Annotated in this window: 18 protein-coding genes and 1 tRNA gene; 4 read left to right on the top strand and 15 right to left on the bottom strand. The window is 57.2% G+C overall.

The window, feature by feature from the left end:
• Position 1 precedes the first annotated feature (1 nt).
• The 6 genes from ACXAGD_RS08915 to ACXAGD_RS08940 all read right to left on the bottom strand — a co-directional run bounded on the left by ACXAGD_RS08915 (position 2) and on the right by ACXAGD_RS08940 (position 5,435).
• Entirely contained in the window at positions 2 to 622 is a 621-nt protein-coding gene (locus ACXAGD_RS08915) for a YrbL family protein (RefSeq protein WP_475209810.1), read from the bottom strand.
• Between the two features lie 142 nt (positions 623 to 764).
• Positions 765 to 2,174 carry a hypothetical protein gene (locus ACXAGD_RS08920; protein WP_475209811.1) on the bottom strand — a complete coding sequence of 470 codons (1,410 nt, stop codon included), beginning with the start codon at positions 2,172 to 2,174 and terminating at the stop codon, positions 765 to 767.
• On the bottom strand, positions 2,171 to 2,917 hold the full coding sequence (locus tag ACXAGD_RS08925) for a methyltransferase domain-containing protein (RefSeq protein WP_475209812.1): 747 nt from the start codon (positions 2,915 to 2,917) through the stop codon (positions 2,171 to 2,173). The genes ACXAGD_RS08920 and ACXAGD_RS08925 overlap by 4 nt, the downstream gene beginning before the upstream one ends.
• 9 nt (positions 2,918 to 2,926) lie before the next feature.
• Positions 2,927 to 3,313 (bottom strand): GtrA family protein, encoded by a 387-nt coding sequence (locus tag ACXAGD_RS08930; RefSeq protein WP_475209813.1) that lies wholly within the window; start codon positions 3,311 to 3,313, stop codon positions 2,927 to 2,929.
• Complete coding sequence (locus ACXAGD_RS08935) at positions 3,310 to 4,269, bottom strand: glycosyltransferase family 2 protein (protein WP_475209814.1); 960 nt, start codon at positions 4,267 to 4,269, stop codon at positions 3,310 to 3,312. Before ACXAGD_RS08935 ends, ACXAGD_RS08930 begins: the two co-directional genes overlap by 4 nt.
• Positions 4,270 to 4,565: 296 nt before the next feature.
• Positions 4,566 to 5,435: a LysR substrate-binding domain-containing protein gene (locus ACXAGD_RS08940; RefSeq protein WP_475209815.1), complete on the bottom strand. Its 870-nt coding sequence runs from the start codon at positions 5,433 to 5,435 to the stop codon at positions 4,566 to 4,568.
• 122 nt (positions 5,436 to 5,557) lie between these two features.
• On the opposite strand from ACXAGD_RS08940, the gene ACXAGD_RS08945 reads away from it, so the two are divergent.
• Positions 5,558 to 6,265: an SDR family oxidoreductase gene (locus tag ACXAGD_RS08945; protein ID WP_475209817.1), complete on the top strand. Its 708-nt coding sequence runs from the start codon at positions 5,558 to 5,560 to the stop codon at positions 6,263 to 6,265.
• 34 nt (positions 6,266 to 6,299) lie between these two features.
• Here the strand turns inward: ACXAGD_RS08945 and ACXAGD_RS08950 are convergent.
• From ACXAGD_RS08950 to pyrH, 9 genes are all read right to left on the bottom strand, one after another.
• A tRNA-Ser gene (locus ACXAGD_RS08950) sits at positions 6,300 to 6,389 on the bottom strand.
• Positions 6,390 to 6,479: 90 nt separating this feature from the next.
• Positions 6,480 to 8,921: a DUF3772 domain-containing protein gene (locus tag ACXAGD_RS08955; RefSeq protein WP_475209818.1), complete on the bottom strand. Its 2,442-nt coding sequence runs from the start codon at positions 8,919 to 8,921 to the stop codon at positions 6,480 to 6,482.
• On the bottom strand, positions 8,921 to 9,955 hold the full coding sequence (locus ACXAGD_RS08960) for a cysteine synthase A (protein ID WP_475209819.1): 1,035 nt from the start codon (positions 9,953 to 9,955) through the stop codon (positions 8,921 to 8,923). The genes ACXAGD_RS08955 and ACXAGD_RS08960 overlap by 1 nt, the downstream gene beginning before the upstream one ends.
• Before the next feature lie 69 nt (positions 9,956 to 10,024).
• On the bottom strand, positions 10,025 to 11,140 hold the full coding sequence (locus ACXAGD_RS08965) for an NUDIX domain-containing protein (RefSeq protein WP_475209820.1): 1,116 nt from the start codon (positions 11,138 to 11,140) through the stop codon (positions 10,025 to 10,027).
• A 31-nt stretch (positions 11,141 to 11,171) separates the two neighbouring features.
• Positions 11,172 to 11,612 carry a TrgA family protein gene (locus ACXAGD_RS08970; protein WP_475209822.1) on the bottom strand — a complete coding sequence of 147 codons (441 nt, stop codon included), beginning with the start codon at positions 11,610 to 11,612 and terminating at the stop codon, positions 11,172 to 11,174.
• Between the two features lie 16 nt (positions 11,613 to 11,628).
• The gene (locus ACXAGD_RS08975; RefSeq protein ID WP_475209825.1) at positions 11,629 to 12,837 is read right to left on the bottom strand and encodes a class I SAM-dependent methyltransferase; all 1,209 of its coding nucleotides are present in this window, start codon (positions 12,835 to 12,837) and stop codon (positions 11,629 to 11,631) included.
• Between the two features lie 69 nt (positions 12,838 to 12,906).
• On the bottom strand, positions 12,907 to 14,331 hold the full coding sequence (locus tag ACXAGD_RS08980) for a cryptochrome/photolyase family protein (RefSeq protein ID WP_475209827.1): 1,425 nt from the start codon (positions 14,329 to 14,331) through the stop codon (positions 12,907 to 12,909).
• A gap of 48 nt (positions 14,332 to 14,379) precedes the next feature.
• Positions 14,380 to 15,606 (bottom strand): aminotransferase class V-fold PLP-dependent enzyme, encoded by a 1,227-nt coding sequence (locus ACXAGD_RS08985; RefSeq protein ID WP_475209829.1) that lies wholly within the window; start codon positions 15,604 to 15,606, stop codon positions 14,380 to 14,382.
• A 255-nt stretch (positions 15,607 to 15,861) separates the two neighbouring features.
• The gene (pyrH, locus tag ACXAGD_RS08990) at positions 15,862 to 16,614 is read right to left on the bottom strand and encodes a UMP kinase (RefSeq protein WP_475209831.1); all 753 of its coding nucleotides are present in this window, start codon (positions 16,612 to 16,614) and stop codon (positions 15,862 to 15,864) included.
• Positions 16,615 to 16,711: 97 nt separating this feature from the next.
• Between pyrH and miaA the strand changes: the two genes are divergently transcribed.
• The 3 genes from miaA to ACXAGD_RS09005 all read left to right on the top strand — a co-directional run bounded on the left by miaA (position 16,712) and on the right by ACXAGD_RS09005 (position 20,753).
• Positions 16,712 to 17,605, top strand: a complete 894-nt coding sequence (gene miaA / locus ACXAGD_RS08995; protein WP_475209832.1) for a tRNA (adenosine(37)-N6)-dimethylallyltransferase MiaA — start codon at positions 16,712 to 16,714, stop codon at positions 17,603 to 17,605.
• Positions 17,606 to 17,914: 309 nt separating this feature from the next.
• Positions 17,915 to 19,585 (top strand): ABC transporter substrate-binding protein, encoded by a 1,671-nt coding sequence (locus tag ACXAGD_RS09000; protein ID WP_475209833.1) that lies wholly within the window; start codon positions 17,915 to 17,917, stop codon positions 19,583 to 19,585.
• Positions 19,586 to 19,706: 121 nt separating this feature from the next.
• Positions 19,707 to 20,753 carry an ABC transporter permease gene (locus tag ACXAGD_RS09005; protein WP_475209835.1) on the top strand — a complete coding sequence of 349 codons (1,047 nt, stop codon included), beginning with the start codon at positions 19,707 to 19,709 and terminating at the stop codon, positions 20,751 to 20,753.
• Positions 20,754 to 20,764: the final 11 nt, after the last annotated feature.

Here is a 20,764-nt window from a genome sequence, read left to right on the forward strand (position 1 = left end):
CCTAGGCTTTGTCTGGGGCGTCCAGCCTGAACCCCTGGGTCATGCGCTCCCGGCGGCGTTGGATCGACTTGCGGAAAGCCCAATTGCTAAACAAGGCCAGCGGGAACACCACCCTTTCGCCCAGACCGTCGATAATGACCAGCTTTCCGCCACGCTCTTGCGCACGCACGATATTCTCCAACCCCATATCGCCGACGACGATCTGACCCCGTTCAAGATCGTCCAACAACTCCATGAACTCCTGGTGCAAGCGCTGGCGCCCTTCCCGGTCGTTTTTGAAAGTCGCCAGTTCTGATCGAAGAGTCGGCGCTAGCTTACCATCCGGTCCGGTCAGCTTTTCCACCACCATTGCAGGCCCCAGAGATGTCGGAGCGTACCCTTCGAACCGGGCCAGACGTTCGATCTCCGGGCATCTACGATGCAGCGCGGCAAGGTATTCATTAGCCTCGCGGTTCCACTGCCGCAAGTTTCCGTAGCGCCATTCAGAATAGCGCGGCAACAGGTGCTTGCGCCCCGGTTCATCAATACGGACCTTCAACAACGCACCTTCTAGCTCGGGGTGCTGAAAAATCATGTAATTTTGACTTTTCCGCAACGGAGTAAGGTCACTCAGGTCAATCATATTTGCCGGGTCCTGTTTACCAAATACACGCGCCCTCAGGGCGATGGCTCTGAAATCCGCCCCTTCATAAATCGTTCTTATTTCCGTTACAATTGGCCTTTTCCCAACCTGCAGAACGGGATGGGATGCGTATCCAAGAGCCTCAGGAAACGGCTTCGGGCGCGGGCAGCAGAATGAACACGTCTTGCCCAACCGGTTTGATGACCGGAGCCCCGTTCGGGCCGTTAGGATCGAAAGGCGGTTCAATATCCATACAGCCCTTTGGCTTGTCGTCGCAGATGAACACTGTGGCCCCTGTCAGGTAAGCCAGCCTGAGCCGCAATCCCCGGGTCTGCTGAATCGCTGCCTTCCGCGCGCCTTCAACCTCCATATAGTTCCCATAAACATAGATGGTCTCCGTGCCGTCCGGCACAGAACTGGCCATATCTTTGGTGGCGTACTGCCACAGAGGGAACGCAAAGTACGTGGTTTTTGCGATCGCCAGCATGTTGAACAGCAACACGCACAGGATCGCGATACGGGCGAGGCTCATCCACCTGCCGCCGGACTTTGCCAGATGTACGGCAACCGAAACGATACAGAACCCGAACAGAAGCCAAAGCCAGCCCAGCGTTCGTAGCGGCACCTGAACACCAGACATCAAAGCCTTGCCCACAAGTGGTGCCAACCCCATCAGAACGGCCGCAAGAACAGCCATGGCTACAAACCTGTTCCAGACGAACAAGGCCACCCAAGCGGCTAGGAACATCAGAGGAATGACAACACCGTGTCTTGTGACGCCTCCACCCATCTGCTCGAGGATTTTGTGCAGATACACCTTTTGCTTTTCAATGTTAGCCAGCAAATCGGCAAAGGAATGCACTTCGCTCGGTTCGCGCCATTGGGCAACCGGAATGCCGAACACCCCGTGATAGATGTAGTTCAGCGAATAGACAGCCAGCACACCCAAAGCAAGGCTGACGACGAACACTCCCAGCGTGATCGCCATGCTCTTGTAGGTTTTGGGCGCATTGCGGGACAGCAAAACCAGACTCAGCAGCAGGAACGGATAAGTCGTATAGGCCATAAAGGACAACGGCACCGCCACGACCAATAGGCCAAGCACCGTGCGATGCGGCAGGAACACGACCGCCACCGCAAAAAGCGCTACCACCCAGACGCCCGGCAACAAGGTATTGAACCAGAAGGACATCAGATAAGCGGGGATCGAAAGCGCCACGAAAATGGCAAGAAAGCCCTTATACCAGCCGTCAACGTCACGATCCAAAAGGCTTAGCGCGGTTGCGGCAGAAAAGAGCGACCAACCCGTTATATACAGGATCAAATGGACCGGAGATGGCAGGAAAAACGGTCGGAACTGCCACCAGTAGTTCAGCCAGCGTCCCTCATCCAGCGTCTTCAGCAAGGCTTCCTTGCGGGTGCCAAGCAGGGCGGGAAAATCATCATGCCGAACGAAAGGATCCTCAATCAACGGTAGATATGCCAGGATCAACACGCAAAAGCACAGCACGAACAGGCGTGCGAATTCACGCCCCAGGGACCGGGAGTTCATTTCTCTCCCCCGTATGAGCGCGCAATGATCGACGCCCGCGCCTGTGCGATCGCCGTGACCGTTGTGCGCGGCAAACGGCGCACAACCATCTTCCGCAGGTTCCATCCAAAGGATCCAACCTCTTTCAAAGCGCCGTCCGTTTTGGTCTTCAGAACCTCGGGCGGCAGCTTTGCAGCGCCTGCATCATTGGCATAGAGAACCGAGTTATAGCGGTACCAAGGCTCAATGCTTGTGTCGCCGAACAATTCGGGGCGCAGGCAGTCATAGGCCGTATATCCGCGCTCGGCGAACAGATCTTGCCAGAAGGAAAGCGGCTGCTCGTTGATATGGAATTCGCCGCCCTGCCCCGGCACGGCTGCCGAGAACAGGACCAGATCGGAATGGGTTGTCAGGCTTTGCACCAGACTGACCGAAGCCTCATGCGGCAGGTGCTCTCCGACCTCAAGCGACTGAGCCAGATCAAAGCGCCGTCCCAGATCGATTGGCTGGACAAGATTCTTGCCAAAAAACGCATCCACAGGAATGGCCAACCTTTCGCGGTCCACATAGTCACCGTCAACGCCTGCGATATCCGTGCACCCTGCCGCGGCCCATTCCGACAGCCAGACCCCCCTGCCACATCCGAAATCGATGACGCTCTCGGGTTTGATCTTCGATTGAAGACACCGGATCAGGCTATTGGCCGAGCGCCGTGCACCCTGGTCGATATAGTCAAAGAACTCGTTGGAATAGATGTGCGACATGACTGATCTCTAGATTGAATTTCGCTCGCGATAGACCCAAAGGCGAAGGATCACGAAGTTGATTATCGGTAGGACCACGACGACTGAGGCGGCCGAGACGGTCTCGGGCACCCCCAGACGCGGCCCGATGAGGCCGGTTAGTGCAGAAGACACGACCAGGCCCACCCCGATCATGCAAAGAAAGCGTCCGAACTGTGCCGGGGCGGCCAGAGGTTTGCCAAATGTCCATGCGGTCTGGCCGACATACTGGATCAGGATCGCCGATCCAAAAGCCAAAAGGTTGGCAATCCAGGGTGAGCCCAACAGATGCAGCAACCCTAGGTAGGTCACCATGTAATAGGCCGCCACCCCGGTTCCGACGACCGCAAAACGGAATATGCGGCGACGTTCGGTCATCGCTGTCTGACAATGTGCTCAACGACGGGCTCGACCGCGTCTCCGGCTTGCTCGTCCACGAAGAACAACGGCCGACCTTTGGCCTCGACGTACAGGCGGCCCAGATATTCGCCCATGATGCCAAGCGTCAGCAACTGAATGCCCGAGAAAAAGCTGATGATCAAAACGGTGGAGGCCCAACCTGCGACCGTGCTGTACAGGATCAGCGACCCGAACACATAGACACCCATCAGCGCGGCGATGATCAAAGTCAGAAACGCCATCCGCGTCGCGATCTGCAAGGGCTTGATTGAGAAGCTGGCCAGCGCGTCAAAAGCGAACCGGATCATCTTGGACAGCGGGTATTTGGTTTCGCCCGCCACACGCGGATCGCGGATGTATTCGATACCGATCTGACGGAACCCGGCCCAGGCGAACATCCCCCGGATAAAGCGTGCGCGCTCGGGCATTTGCAGCACCGCGTCCAGCGCCCGTCGGGTCACCAGACGAAAATCGCCCGTATCGTTAGGAATCGGCACATCGGATAGCCGGTTGAGCACGCGATAGAACCCATGAGCCGTAACCTTCTTGAACCAGCTTTCGCCCTTGCGTTCACTGCGGCGCCCATACACAACGTCATAGCCGCGATCCATCATGGCCATCATGTCCGACAACAGCTCGGGCGGGTCCTGCAAATCGGCGTCGAGCATAAAGATCCGCTCACCCTTTGCTGCCATCAGCCCGGCAGTCAGCGCCACCTGATGACCGCGGTTCATCGACAGTTTCAGACCACGGATCGCAGAGTGGTCTCTGCACTGCGCACAGATGGCGTTCCAGGTGTCATCGGTCGATCCGTCATCAACCAGCACAATCTCGGTGTCGCCCTGCCACGCGGTGGTCGCAGCAATCAAACGCTCGACCAGCATCGGGATCGAGTCCTCCTCGTTCATGCAGGGCACGACAACGGACAATAACATTGAACCTCCGACCGAGATTTTGGTCCGAGTCCGCGCGATCAGGTCGCGTTTACCCGGAACTGGCTGCTCGTGTATTTTTGTTTCACTTTTAGTTGCGGCTCTTGATATCCCAACAATCGGCTTTCGCTAATTGGCTAGCGCGAGATTTCGAGGGGTCGTTACCGTTGCGACACATAACCCGACCTGAAATTCCGCGATGAATGTGACCGCTCTTTAATTCTGCCGATTTTTACGCGCGGGATATGGCAGCAATACGCCCTTCCTGCGGCATTGCTTGGGTTGCTCGCGCATCATCGTCAGACTTGCGCAAGTAGCCATCTACGTACAGCGGAAACAATCCGGGGATTTCTGGGGTGGCGCGGGGTGACGACGTGGTACCCTTCCTGCACTTCGGTCGAAAACGAAATCGGCTGACACAGACGCTTCGCCTGCAGATCATCCGCAACAAATTCACGGTTGGCCAAAGCCACGCCCTGCCCCGCAATAGCGGCATCAATGGCCAGAGACGTCTGGCTGAACGCCATCGTTTTCAAACCAGTTGGCGAAACCTCACCCAGTGCGGCCTCAAGAAACAACGGCCATTGGCCATGTGTATCCTCCAGCAGGACATGGTCTAGCAAATCGGCTGGCGAACGGATCTTGTCGCCCAATGCCAGATCGGGATGACATACCGCGATCAGGTCGGCGGCAAACAATGGTTCGGCGATCAGCCCCGGCCCAAATGGCGGCTTCCCCTGCCGAACCGCGATATCAACCCCATCCGTCTGAAAGTTCGCCAGCGCGTTGGAGGCATCCAAACGCAATCGTATATCCTGATGATCCTGCGCGAACAGTCCCAACCTTGGCACCAGCCAGCGTGTAGCAAATGACGGTGTCGTGCTAATGGTCACAACGATATCCTGCGGCGCAAGGTTAGCTGTCGCCTCGGCCATCACATCAAAAGCGCGGCGGATCGGAGCAAGGTATTTTCGGCCTTCATCCGTCAGAGACAACCCTCTGGGTTTCCGATCGAAAAGTTTGATTTTCAATAGTTCCTCAAGCGACCGCACCTGTTGCGCGACAGCCCCCTGCGTCACGCCCAGCTCGTCAGCTGCCCGGCTGAAGTTGAGGTGACGGCCCGAGGCTTCAAATGCCTTCAGCGCGTTCAGGGGCGGCAGTTTGCGCATAACTCAAGCGTCTCATTCAGTAGTTATTCTACAGGATTAAGACAGAATTACTGATTGGTCAAACGTCGCACCACACCCCATGTTGACCCCAGACCAAATGCTACAATTGAACGGAGGCAAACATGGCTGAGAAGAAAGTCGCAATCATCATGGGCGGCGGCAGCGGTATGGGCGCAGAAAGCGCGCGCCGGCTGGCGGCCGATGGGTTCAACGTTGCTATCTTGTCGTCCTCAGGCAAGGGCGAAGCGCTGGCGGCGGAGCTTGGCGGCATCGGTGCAACCGGCACCAACCGATCCAGCGAAGACATGCAACACCTCGTGGATGAGGTCATGGAAAAATGGGGCCGCGTGGATGTGTTGGTGAACTCGGCTGGCCACGGCCCCCGCGCACCGGTTCTGGAAATCAGCGACGAGGACTGGCACGAAGGGATGGAGGTCTATTTCCTCAACGCCGTACGTGCCACGCGGATTGTCGCGCCTGTCATGATCGACCAGAAATCCGGTGTGATCATCAACATTTCAACCTTTGCCGCGTTCGAGCCAGACCCGGTCTTCCCGACCTCAGGCGTGATGCGCGCGGGGCTTGCGGCCTATACCAAGCTTTTTGCGGACAAATACGCCCCCGACAATGTGCGCATGAACAATGTGTTGCCGGGTTTCATCGACAGCCTGCCCGAAAACCCCGAGTGGAAGGCACGCATCCCGATGGAACGCTATGGCAAGGCCTATGATGAGATCGCCGCCACTGTGGCCTTTCTAGCCTCGGACGGTGGTGCGTATATCACCGGTCAGAACATCCGCGTCGATGGCGGCATCACACGCTCGGTCTGATGTCGGTCAGGTGCACATAGTAAATTGGGTGTTATGGCGGAGAGACAGGGATTCGAACCCTGGAGACGGTTTCCCGCCTACACACTTTCCAGGCGTGCGCCTTCGACCACTCGGCCACCTCTCCGTGGGCGCGATCTTTGGACCATCGCCGGGGGATTTGCAAGGGGCGATTACGGCGAAAATTCAACCTTCCGCAGTTAAGCCACACACGCGGTTAAATCTCGTCTCCATCCCCATCGCCCAGATCTGCCTCTGTCATATCAACGGGCGTGGTGGACGTCGGATTTGAAGCCGGTTTCGCGGCGTCAGCCTCAGTTTTTTGCTGCGGCGCAGATGGCTGGCTCTGCAACGCCTCGGGGTTGCGCAGCCAGACGTCGCGCTGTGCGAACGGGATTTCGATCCCCTCTTCGACAAAGCGGCGGTTGATCTCGTGGTTCATGTCGGATTTCACCGAAAGCACCCAGTTCACGTCGCGCAGAATGGCGCGAATCTCGAATTCCAGAGAATCCGCACCAAAGCCCTGGAACACAACGCTGGGGGCCGGATGCGCCAGCACCATCGGATGCGCGTTCGCCACCTCGCCCAGGATTTTCTCGACTACGCGAGTGTCAGTGCCATAGGCTACACCCACCGGTACGATGACCCGCCCGATGGTGTTGCCGCGCGTGTAGTTTGTTACCACTCCACTGATGAGGTCCGAATTCGGAACGATCACATCGGTCCGGTCAAACGTTTCAATCCGCGTGGACCGCACCGAGATGTCGCGCACATAGCCCATCATCCCGTTCACATCGATCCAGTCGCCCTTAGAGATCGGGCGCTCGACCAGCAAGATGATACCCGAGACAAAGTTCGAAACGATAGTCTGCAAGCCAAAACCGATACCAACGGACAGCGCACCAGCGACAATAGCTAGGGATGACAGATCGAACCCGGCCACCATGATGGCAACCAACGCCGCCAGGAAAATCCCAACATAGCCGGTGCCCGCCGCAATTGCGTTCTGCCCGCCCGGGTCGATACTGGTTTTCGGCAGCAGCGAGTTACGAAGTCCGCTTTGAAGCAATCGGGTCAGCCCGTAGCCGATTGCGAACACGGCAAGAAATGTGAAGAAGTTGCTGGGCGAGATCGTGACGCCACCGATGTCGAATCCCAGCAAAAGCCGAGACCAGACCTCGAGCAGATCGGTTTGCCGCGCACCCCAATACAGTGCCAGAATCGGCAGTGTCAGTATGGCAAGAACAAAGCCGGCAAGCACCGAGAACAGAGAATCTCGCGCCGACTCTCCCTGCCCGCTGAGCCAGCCGTAGACCGAGGTCAGGAAACGATGGAGGATTGCCAAAGCCGCAAACAGCACCAGCGTTTTCACGGCCGGGAAAACAATCGCCTCGGCTGCATTGGTGTAACCGACCAGCGCAAGGATCGGACTGACTATCCCCAGCAGGAACAAAGCCTTGCGTAGGAACTCCATAATCTGACTCAGGCTGGCGTTGGGTGTTTTCTCACCTGCCTCGCCGTCGTCCGCCACCATCCTGCTGGCCCGGATACGGCGGATACGCAACAGGATCACAGCGGTGCCCAAAACCACCGGGAAGCTGATGACCGCCCGAGTTGCATCCGAGATGTTCTCGATCTGATCGAACACCAGCCCGAATTCATAAGCGATCAAGAAGACCGCCAGAATGTCGAGATACACCCGCAATTCGGTGACGTTCTTGCGGGACAAGCGGTTGAAGCTCTGCGCCGCCTGCGTCAGATACAGCTGACGTCCGATCCAGTCGTAGTAAAAGATTAGGGCAGCCCAGTACGGCACGTTCTGGATCAGCAACGTGCCCCGAAGCCCCATAATCCCCGTCATTATGATCGCCTGCACCAGCAGCCAAACACCCAGCCAGGGCAGCAGGATACGCAGAAGCGATACCAAAAATGACCAGACACCAATGCCGCGCCCACCAAGGCCGCGCAGATACTCGCCAGCAGCTTCGGACCAGTACCGACCGTAATAAAGCAGCACGCCCGCAGCAATGATCAGGAACAAGATGCCTAGACCGCGATCCTGCAAACGGTCCTGAACGATATTGGCTTTCAGGTTTTGTGACGATTCATCGATTAGGCTACGTACGGATTCGACGATATCGATCCACGCCGGGCCCCAATAAGCCGGGTTCATCGGAGATGGGCCGCGTTCAAGCAATTCCTTCGCCTGCCTGTCACGCAACAGCCGGTCGATTTCGCTGATTAGGCCGTTGGCGCGGCTGAAGGCTTCTTCCGAAATGATCTGAGGAACCTGTAGGCTGGTCAGTTGATCCTCAAGATGGGCCCGCAGTTTAGCGATTTCTTCGGGTTCGGTCGCGTCGCCTTCTGGCGCGGGGCCAAGGGCCTTAATCTGGGCATCCAGCGTCTGGATGCGATCCGTATTGGCGCTGCGGGCCTCGTTGAAATCTTCTCGGTAATTGTGGATTTCAGCCCGCAAGTTTTCGAGCGCTGCATTCGAGGTTCGGTCGGCTTCGATCTCGGCCTCGGCACGGTCCGCTGTCGCAAGCCAATTCTGGTAGTACTCGCTTTGCTGATCGGTCAGCTCGGCGGCTACGGGGCCGCCCAGCATGGCAAAGCAAACCAAAAAGAGCGCTAAAAACAGGCGGACCTGCCGCAGCATCATACGTCCTCGAATACGCCGGGAATGCTGCGCGGGGCTTCGGTCATCCAATCCGGTACCGGTAGCTCTTTTTCACGCAGGAATTCAGGGTTGAACAGTTTGGACTGATAGCGCGTGCCGTAGTCGCACAGGATCGTCACGATAGTATGACCTGGCCCCAGATCCTTGGCCATACGCACAGCGCCCGCCATATTGATCGCGGTCGAGCCGCCCATGACCAGACCTTCCTCGCGCAGCAGGTCGAAGATCAGCGGAAGCGCCTCGTTGTCAGTCATCTGGTACGAGAAGTCCGGCTTGAACCCTTCCAGGTTCTTGGTAATCCGCACCTGGCCGATACCTTCGGCGATGGAACTACCCTCCATCGCGATCTCACCGGTCGTGTAGTAGGAGTAAAGCCCTGCCCCCATCGGATCGACCAGACCGATCTTGACGCCCTTAGGCTGCAACGCGTCGGCCACACCGGCAAGCGTACCGCCAGAGCCCACTGCACAGACAAAGCCGTCGACCTTGCCGCCGGTCTGTTCCCAGATTTCCGGGCCGGTTGTTTCGACATGGGCCTGACGGTTGGCGACGTTGTCGAACTGGTTTGCCCAGATCGCGCCGTTGGGTTCGGTCTGCGCCAGTTCCTCGGCCAGACGGCGCGAGTAATGTACGAAGTTGTTCGGGTTGCGGTACGGCGCGGCCGGAACCTGCACCAATTGTGCGCCCGCCAGACGCAGCATGTCTTTCTTTTCTTCGGACTGGGTTTCCGGGATCACGATCACGGTTTTGAACCCCATCGACGCACCGACCAGTGCCAGACCGATACCGGTATTGCCAGCTGTGCCCTCGACAATAGTGCCACCAGGCTTCAGGTCGCCGCGCGCAATGGCGTCGCGAATGATGTAAAGCGCCGCGCGATCCTTGACCGATTGACCCGGGTTCATGAACTCGGCCTTGCCGAGAATTTCGCACCCGGTCTCTTCACTGATGCGCTTCAGCCGGATCAGCGGTGTTTTCCCGACTGCGTCGGCAAGGTCTCGTGCAATGCGCATGGCGCCCTCATTTCATTACGTATCAACGAAGATTTACAGATGCCGTGCGACAACCACAAGCGGCGATCCTCACCCCCTCAGGCGGTCGCGATGCCGGGCCAGCCAATTGGCGAGCGACAGCAGAGGCAAATCCTTGAATTCATTGTTATCCACCTTCTGCATAAAGGTGGCATAGGGCAGGATTTGCGTGCGGATATCCTCACCTTCAGAGGCCAAGCCGCCATTGTCGATAGTCCGGGTCAGATCACCCAGCCCGACATAGAGGTAAATATACTCGGTCGACGACCCGCTCGAAGAATAGGCCCCGCCCGCATACTCCAATGTTTCCAGCGTCACCTGCGCCTCTTCCTGCGCTTCCCGATATGCAGCCTGTTCCGGAGTTTCACCGGGGTCGATCATGCCGGCCACCGGCTCCCACATCCACGGCTCAGGGTCGTCGATCAGAAACACCGGCGCGCGGAATTGTTCGACCAGCAAGACCGTGTCACGGACCGGGTCATAGGGCAAGACGACCACGGCGGCCCCTTGCATCAAGCCGCTTCGGGGCAGAACCGGCCCCATTGTGCCGTCATGCTGGCGGTGTTGCACCTCCAGCTCTTCCACGCCGAAATAGTTCACATAGGCGCGCTTGTGGCTTCCGACGATGACATCCTTGGCCGTGTCGCGCGGATCGCCTGTTCGGCGCTTGCGCGCGGCCAGTTTTGCCCAAGCGCGGGTGCGAATTGGCCCAAAATTGCGGGCAATCGTGGTCGCATCGACCTTACCGAAATACGCAAGCTCTTCCTCTGCGGCCAGAAGGGTCACTTCGGCCCAGTTGTCGATCCAGCCTTGCAGCGACCATGGCCCGTCCGGGGTCCAGAGGCCGGGCTCGGGAAAGAACACGCTGGCTGCGGCTTTTGATCCGTCGGCTAGCTCCACATCCTGTGGACTGAGATCATAATCAAACCCACCTTCGTAATAGGCCAGCCTGTCCAGATCCTCTTGGGTAAAGCCCTGCACCAGCAGTCCTTCGGCCTTGCTGCCTTGTTCCTGCACGATCATCGGGAAGGCCTGCCCTGCAACGGCATACACGGCGTGACCTTGCAGGCAGGCCTGCGACACCGCCAATTGCGATAAGGTGCGACCAAGCACAAGTTCAAGCAGCGGCTGATGCCTGAGCGTGCCGTAAAAGAACAAATCTGACACTGAATTGAAACTCGCGCTGAATTCCAGAGGGTTACCGCCAGCGGCGGCTGGCTTCTTCTGTTGCTAGCCCGGCGATAAGGGCTCCGATCACCAAAGTCCACAAAATTTCCGGCGCCAGCAGGAATTGGCTATATTCGATCCCGATCTTGAAGATCCCGATCAGAGCGTCGAAAGGCCCGTCATACCGGTGACGCATGGCCAGGCGGAACATCTCGTAGCAGCCCTGAACAAAAAGCCCCCAGAAAACAAGCGACGTCATCCCCGTCAGCCCATTATTGACCGCTCCGGTCCAGCCCCGGCCCACTCGTTTGCCCATGATCATCCATCCACAGACCAGACCGATAATCATGTTGATTGTCGTGAACGCGCCGTAATCCTTACCCTCTTCGCCATTGTCGATGATCATGCCTGAAACGATAAAGGCCACCACCAACAGACAAATTGCAGCAACGAGACGCGGAGCACTGGGCATTCGGTATTTCCGTTTGTTAACTGGGTTTTGCTATAGTGATCTGTGTCACATCGCAGTTACCAGTGTCAAAGGCTGCGCCGCATGCAGTCAAATAATAGTTCCACATGCGGCGGAAACGCTCATCAAACCCCATTTCGGCAATTTCGTCCCATTTGTCGTTGAATGTCTCGTACCAGCGACGCAGGGTAAGATCATAGCTTTTGCCGAATTCCCGTGATTTCACCACGTTCAGACCCGCGTCGGAAACCTGTTGCTTCAGGACCGTGGGCGACGGAAGCATTCCGCCCGGGAAAATATATTTTTGAATGAAATCAACGCCGTTCTTGTATATTTCCCATCGGTGATCCGCTACGGTGATGATCTGTAACGTCGCCTGTGCCCCCGGTTTCAGGCGCTCTCGCACGGTGTCGAAGTAAACAGGCCAGTATTTCTGCCCCACGGCCTCGAACATCTCGATCGAGGCAATCCCGTCATACTGCCCCTTCTCATCTCGATAATCCTGCAACTTGAACTCTACAAGGTCGGAAAGACCTGCATTTTCAATGCGCTGCCTGGCAAAGTTCAACTGCTCCTGACTGATCGTCAAACCTGTGACCCGTAGGCCACGCTCTTTTGCGGCATATTCGGCGAAACCACCCCAGCCGCAACCGATCTCAAGGATGTGGTCACCGGGCTTTGCGCCCATTTCATCGACCATGCTGGCGTACTTCGCGGTTTGCGCTTTTTCTAGACTCTCCTGCCCGGTTTCAAACAGAGCGCTGGAATAGGTCATGGTGTCATCCAGCCACAAACCATAGAACTCATTGCCCAGATCGTAGTGGTACGAGATGTTCCTCTTGGCCTGCCGCCGATTGTTCCGATGCAGCCAAAAGCGCAGGCGTTCGTACGCCTGCACAAGAAACTTACCAGTGAAATCGTCATAAACGGTCTCGGTGCCCAGATGCACAAGGTCCATAAAGGATCGTAGGTCCGGGGTGCTCCAATCGCCTTCCAGGTAAGCATCGGAAAATCCCAGTTCGCCCTCTCGGATCAGGCGCGCAAACACGTCCGGGTCATGAATATCAACGCGTGCAACCGGTCCAGGTTTGGCCCCTTCGGAACGAAACACCCGACCATCAGGCAAGGCGATGTCCATCCGACCGGATTCCATCCGGTTCAGCATCTTGAAGACTTGTCCAAAGTACCGGGGCAGATCTTTCTGCCCCTCCGTTGTCGTAAGGATCATCCGCTCTCCCCTGTGCGGCCGTGGTTCAAAGCTAGGCCGAGTTTGTGTTTATGGCAAGTTTTCAGTTCCTTACCCGGTTTTTCGGCTTTCATAGGCCGCTAAAGCTCGTGCCCGACCAGCAGCAAGATCAACCACCGGTTCCGGATAGGATAAGGCAGGATTCAAGGCCCATGATCGCGGCACAGCCTCGAAATAGGATAATGCCGTGGCTGAGGGCTCGGCCTGTCCTTCGGCGATCCACCGGCTCAGAAATGCCCTGTTTGGATCGAACTTTTCCTGTTGAGTCAGTGGGTTGAAAATCCGGAAGAACGGAGATGCATCCGGCCCCGAACCTGCAACCCATTGCCAGCCCATCGCATTTGCGGCCGGGTCCCAGTCGATCAAACAATCCGCAAACCAATCCATACCGATTTTCCAGTGTGTCATCAGATGCTTGGTCAGGTAACTGGCCACGATCATGCGGGCTCGGTTGTGCATTCGGCCGGTCACGTACATCTGTCGCAGTCCGGCATCCACCGCCGGAATACCGGTACGGCCTTGCTGCCACGCAACAACGTCGGGGTGGCTGGCATCGGTGTTCCAAGGGAACGCGTTCCATTCCGCCTTCCAATTCTCGGTCAATAACTGCGGTGTGTGAAACATCAGGTGATAGGCGAACTCACGCCAGACCAGTTGCCGCAGATAAGCCTCAGTGCCCTGTGCGCCGGTCATCGCGGCCCGCTGGACCGCGTGCCAGACGCTGCGCGGGCCGATCTCGCCCAAGGACAGGTATTCCGACAAATCCGATGTGCCGTCCTTATCCAGACGATCCCGATCCACTGAATAGTCTGAGATTCGGTCCAAAAAACCATGCAACGCTTCGAAAGCAGCACTTTCACCGGGTCGCACATGTGGTGCAACAACATCGGCCCCGCGGTTCATTGCGGCGCCAAGTTTCCATTCTTCCAAACCTTCGGAAATCGGCCATTTGGCGGGCGCCGGGATCGTCAAAGGCGCGGCCTCTGGCGCGGCCACGTCCCGCCCCCGAACCGCCCGCCACATCGGAGTGAACACCCGGAAAGGCTGACCGGCTTTGGTTGCCACAGTCCACGGTTCAAACAACAGGTGACCTTCAAAGGACGTGGCCGCGACGCCCTGCCCGGTCAGAGCCGATTTGATCCGAGTGTCCCGCGCAATTGCCTCCGGGTCATACGCCCGAGACCAGTAAACAGTGCTAGCACCAGTTTCCTCGATCAGGTTCTGCAATACTGCCAAAGCGTCGCCGCGCCGCAGGATCAAGCGACTGCCTACACCTTCAAGGACCTGCGCAAAGACATTGAGCCCAAGACTAAGCCTCCATTTGGGCGCTGCGCCCAAAGCCTCGGCAAGATCGTCCAGTATATAGACCGGGATCACGGGACGCCCGGTCTTGACCGCTGCACTCAGCGCGGGATGATCCGACAGGCGCAAGTCCCGCCGGAACCACATGATGATCGGAGATTCAGTGTTTTCCATGACCGCCCGGTTGTTTTCTTCGTATTACGAAGCCGAACGAAAACCGGATCACAAAACGGCGTCAAGTGCGTTCAATAACTGATCAATTTCCTGTTGAGAGGTATAATGTGTAAAGCTGACCCGCAGCACACCCTGCGCTATGTCCACTCCCATCGCTTGCAACGGACGCACGGCATAGAAGTCACCGCCGCCCGCCATGATACCGTGATCTGCAAGATCGAACGCAACGACCCCGGCGTTACGGTTCAGAGCCAGTGCAACGGTCGGAGCGCGGCGTGTCGCATCCGACGTACCGATCAGACGCACGGCATTGCGATCCTTGACCGCATCCAGCACCGGCTGCAGCAAAGAAACCTCCTGCCCGCGCATCAGGTCATGTACGAACGCCCCGCGCTGGGTGGCATCCGCTTCAGGACCGCCATGATGATCGCATAACAGATCGACATAATCCGCCATGCCCGCGCTGGCCGCGATCTGGGCGTGATCAGGACCGGCAGGGGTAAACCTTTTGTACAGCACATCGCCGTTGAAAAAATGCGCCTGATTGGGCAGCAACTCACCCAACGCACGCCGGATCACCATGCAACCCTGATGCGGACCATAGGTCTTGTAAGCCGAGAACAGATAGATGTCTGGACCCAAATCACCGACATTCGGAAAGCCGTGCGGGGCGTATGAGACGCCATCGACACAAACAAACGCACCGGCTGCATGGGCGATGGCGGTGATCTCGGTCACCGGGTTGATCTCTCCGATCACGTTGGAGCAGTGGGGAAAACAGACAAGACGGACCTTTTCGTCCAGCAAATTTTCAAGGTCCTTCGGGTTCAGCGATCCGGTTTCCGGGTCGATCTGCCATTCGCGAATTTCGATGCCGTCTTCCGCCAGACGCCGCCACGGGCCCGAATTGGCTTCGTGGTCCTGATTTGTCACCACGATGGCTTCGCCCGGGTTCATCCATTGGCGAAAGGCCTGTGCGAGAACATAGGTGTTTTGCGTCGTCGAAGGACCAAAACTCAGCTCATCCGTGTCCACACCAAGGATGGCCGCCATGCGCATTCGGGCCTCGTCCATCTCTTCGCCAGCCAGACGGCTGGCGCCATACGGGCCATAGGGCTGTACCTTGCGCTGCGTGTAAAAGCGCGTCAGTCGGTCCAGCACCGGCTTGCAGGTATATGACCCGCCCGCGTTTTCAAAGAACGCCTGCCCCTGCAAGCTGGGCTCGAAAAAAGCCGGAAACTGATCCCGGACGAAATTGATATCCAGAGTGCTCATGGCACGCCTCTCCTCATTTATGCAGCTTGTTCCGATACGATGCCCGCGCATGATTTCGGACAACTCGGAAATCACGGCAGGTCTTCCAGCCCAACCACAGCCTCGGTCAAAAACAAAGGCACAGGCAGACCTTAGGCGACAAACGCGCCACCCTAAGGACGCTGATACTTAGACAAGTGGAGAGAGATCGGTCAACCCGGCCCAAAGAAAAATGGCCGGGCTGTTGGCCCGGCCTGTACATGTTATTTGCTGCGGTTAGCCTTGAACTTTGGTGTAAGTACCCTCACCCGCCAGAATGCCGCGGAACCCACCGGGTTCGTCCAATCCAAAGACGATCAGCGGCAGGTTATTGTCCCGCGCCAGTGCAATGGCCGACGCATCCATGACGCGCAGGCGTTTGGCCAACACGTCGTCATAGGTGACTGTGTCATAGCGAACCGCGTCGGGGTGAACCTTCGGGTCCTTGTCATAGACGCCATCGACGCCGTTCTTGCCCATGAAGATCGCCTCGCAAGCCATTTCGTTAGCCCTCAGGGTGGCGGCAGTGTCTGTGGTGAAATACGGGTTGCCGGTCCCGGCGGCAAAGATGCAAACCCGCTTCTTTTCAAGGTGCCGCACAGCCCGGCGACGAATGTAAGGCTCGCAGACCTCATCCATGCGAATGGCTGAGATGACACGGGTAAAGACGCCGATCTCTTCCAATGCCGACTGCATCCCAAGCGCGTTCATCACCGTTGCCAGCATGCCCATGTAGTCGGCGGTTGTACGTTCCATGCCCTGCGCCGAGCCGCTGAGACCCCGGAAGATGTTGCCGCCACCGATCACCATGCAAATCTCAACGCCCAGATCGTGCACCGATTTGACTTCTTGCGCGATGCGCTGAACGGTCGGAGGGTGCAGGCCGAACCCCTGATCCCCCATCAGCGCCTCGCCAGATATCTTCAGCATCACGCGGTTGTACTTTGTCTTGGCGTTCTCGGCGGTTTCGACTGATTGGGAAAGGCTCATGTTGCGCTCCGGGCTGGCACGGGGTTAATTTCCGGCGCAAAATGAAGCAAAAACTCCGCAGGTTCAATGCGGATGGTGAGGATTGGGGCGCACCCGGATGACCAAGACCGACAGATCGCAGATTTGGGACCGCCTGCCCCCGATTGACAACAGCAAGCCCGTCCTGATTGCGGGGCCGACGGCCTCGGGGAAATCGGCGCTGGCCCTGCAGATCGCCGAGACCTTTGGCGGCGTGATTGTGAACGCGGATGCAAGTCAGGTCTATGATTGCTGGCGGGTGATTGCGGCGCGACCTTCTGTCGAAGAAGAATCCCGCGCGCCACATCTGCTGTATGGTCACATCTCTTACGATCAGGACTATTCCACCGGCCACTGGTTACGCGAAGTGACCCCTCTGCTGTCCGGGGGGCAGCGCCCGATAATCGTTGGGGGCACCGGTTTGTACTTCTCGGCGTTGACAGAAGGGATGGCCGACATCCCAGCCACCCCCCCTGAGGTTCGGGTCAAAGCTGACGCGATGGACCTGCCGTCGCTGATAGCTGGTGTCGACGCGAAGACTCTGGACCGGATCGACACCCAAAACCGCGCCCGCGTTCAGCGTGCGTGGGAAGTGCAGAACGCCACCGGTCGCAGTCTGAGCGATTGGCAGGCCGACACGCCGCCCCCGGTTCTGAACCTGTCTGACACGGTGCCGATCGTCTTTGACGTCGATAAGGCGTGGCTGCTGGAACGCATCACACGCCGGTTCGATCAGATGCTGGACACTGGCGCTCTGCAAGAGGTTGAGGCAATGCGCGACCTTTACGATCCGTCCTTTCCAGCATTCAAGGCCATAGGCGTGCCCGAACTTATGGCGTATCTGGACGGAAAGATGCCCCTGGACGCTGCGCGAGAGCGCGCAACAATCGCCACCCGTCAGTTTGCGAAACGCCAACGAACTTGGTTCCGAGCCCGGATGAGCAAGTGGAATCGCATTGATTTCTCAAAATGATACGTCGCTTTCCTGAGCTTTTTCTCCAAGCGATTCTTTGAAAAAGAGGAATCCGCCGGTTCACCATAGTATACATGGCAATATCGCCCAAATCCGGGCATGGCGGACCGGATAACAATCCCTGAACATGTCGCTTTTGTATTCTGGATGACGATTTCGAACATTGACCTCATCAAAATTCTGGGGCCGAATGGGTGCATGGGGACTTACAGAACTCAAAAAAACCGTGAACCAGCTGCCGGAGTCTAACCGGTTCGAGCGGTTCCAAACTTCTCCAAAAACAAAACATGTCATCAGGGAGCGACATTAATGAAAAACCAAACCATCACCGGAGCACCGATTCACTGGGCCGCAGAGATGCACGCTCAGGAGTATCGGGACGGCAAATTGAACCGGCGAGAATTCCTGGCGCGCGCCACCGCGTTGGGTGTTGCCGTTCCAGCGGCCTACGGGATGATTGGCCTGCAATCACCTGCTGCAGCGCAAGAGCCTCAGCGTGGCGGCACTATCCGCTATCAGATGGAAGTGCGCGCGCTGAAAGATCCGCGGACCTATGACTGGACACAGATCGCCACCTTTACAGCGGGCTGGCTGGAATATCTGGTCGAATACAACAACGACGGGTCCTTCAAGCCCATGCTGCTGGAAAGCTGGGAAACGAACGACGACGCAACCGAATATACCCTGAACGTCCGCAAAGGCGTGAAGTGGAACAACGGTGATGATTTCACCGCCGAAGACGTTGCACGCAACATCACCGGCTGGTGCGACACCACGCTCGAAGGTAACTCGATGGCGTCCCGAATGGCGTCGCTGATCGATGAGAGCACACAGCAGGCCGCAGACGGTGCGATTACTGTTGTAGACAGCCACACAGTCAAACTGAAGTGTAACGCGCCTGATATCACGATCATCCCGGGCATGGCTGATTATCCGGGTGCCATCGTGCACAGCAGCCATGACGCCAACAATATGCTGGAAAACCCGATCGGCACTGGTTTCATGATCCCGGAAAGCCACGAGGTCGGCGTCAAAGGCGTTCTGGTGCGCAACGAAGGTTTTGACTGGTGGGGATACGAAGCCGGTAAAGGCGGATATATCGACCGGATCGAGTTTATCGACTACGGCACCGACCCGGCAGCCTTCCTTGCTGCCTATGAAGCCGAAGAAATCGACATGAACTGGGAATCGGTCGGCGAATTCGTCGACATCTTTGACAGTATCGGCCTTGTCCGCTCGGAAATCCCGTCAGGCTTCACCATCGTCATCCGTCCCAACCAGTTGGCTGAAGATGCGAACGGTAACAAAATCTACGGTGACAAACGCGTGCGTCAGGCGCTTGCGATGGCCGTCGACAACGCGGTGTGCCTGGAGCTTGGCATGTCCGGCTACGGCATTGTAGCCGAAAACAGTCATGTCGGCCCGATGCACCCCGAATACGACTCGGAAGTGACTCGTATTCCGTATGACCCGGCCGCAGCCAAAGCACTGATGGACGAAGCGGGCATGGGCGATTTTGAGCACGAAGTTCAGTCCATCGACGATGACTGGCGTCGGAACACCACTGCGGCGGTTGTTGCTCAGCTCAATGACGCGGGCATCAAGGCCAAACACACGGTTCTGCCTGGATCGACCTTCTGGAACGACTGGACCAAGTACCCGTACTCTTCGACCAACTGGAACCACCGTCCGTTGGGAACGCAGGTTCTGGCACTGGCCTACAAGTCGGGCGTTGCCTGGAACGAATCCGGCTTTGCCAATGAAGAGTTTGACAAGTTGCTGGCAGAGGCAAACTCGATTGCTGATGTGGATATGCGTCGCGAAGTGATGGCCAAGCTTCAGGCGATCATGATCGACGAAGGTGTTGTCATTCAGCCTTACTGGCGGACCGCAATGCGTCACCACCGTGACAACATGGTCGGTGTTGAAAAGCATATCGCCGACCTGCCTCAACTCTATAAATTCGGCTTGATTGGCTAAGCCGAAACCAAACAGGCCGCGCCACAGAGGCGCGGCCTTTTCGTCCTGACCGCGGTAACACAAAAAACAGCAACGCGCGGAACCGGAATTTCTTCGCGCTAGCCTACCAACAGGGGCCAATATGGGACTTTTCATTCTAAAGCGTGTCGGCATCATGCTCATGACAGCATTATGCCTGACATTCTTAGTCTTTTTCCTCACCAACCTTTATCCAAATCTCGAAAAGCTCGCGAAGACGCAGGGCAATTTCCGGATGTCGGATGAACAGGTTGCAAGCTTTCTTGAAAAGAACGGATATCTTCAGCCGACGCCGATCAAATACGGCGAATGGCTGGGCGTTCTGCCTTCCTACCGACATACGAACGAGGATGGCACGGTACAGGGAAGATGTATTCTGCCCGGTGAATCCGCAGAAACCGCCCCGAAGTTCTGCGGCATTCTGCAAGGCTACTGGGGATACTCCACTGTCTTCAAAGAGGAAGTTTCGACCGTTGTTGGAACCCGTCTGGGTCTGACCGGCAGGCTGATGTTCTGGGTTATGCTGTTGATGGTCCCTTCAGCGCTGATCCTTGGCGTTTTGGCTGGTATGAAAGAAGGATCGGCAACCGACCGGACTCTTTCGACCTTTGCGATCACCACCACGGCGACACCGGAATACGTGTCAGGTGTTATCTTCATCGCCATTTTCACCTCATCGGCGGTGGGGCTGAAATGGTTCAAAGGCACTGCTACGCAGGCGATGGAGAATCCGACGTTTGAGAACTTCTTCTTACCGGTGCTGACGATTGCGCTTTATGGGATGGGCTACATCGCCCGGATGACCCGCGCCTCGATGACCGAGGTAATGACGGCTCAGTATATTCGGACTGCACGCCTCAAAGGTGTGTCCTTCTCGAACATCGTTATGAAGCACGCACTGCGCAACGCGCTGATCGCACCCTTTACCGTCATCATGTTGCAGTTCCCGTGGCTCCTGAACGGTGTCGTGATCGTCGAGACCCTGTTCAACTACAAGGGCTTTGGCTGGGCGCTGGTGCAGGCGGCGGGCAACAACGACATCCAGTTGCTTCTGGCGATCTCGGTTGTGTCTGTCTTTGTGGTGCTGGTGACTCAGCTGATATCGGATATCGGCTATGTCTACCTCAACCCGCGCATCCGTATTTCGTAAGGAGGGATAGA

Source organism: Ruegeria sp. ABF4_144, assembly GCF_056160045.1.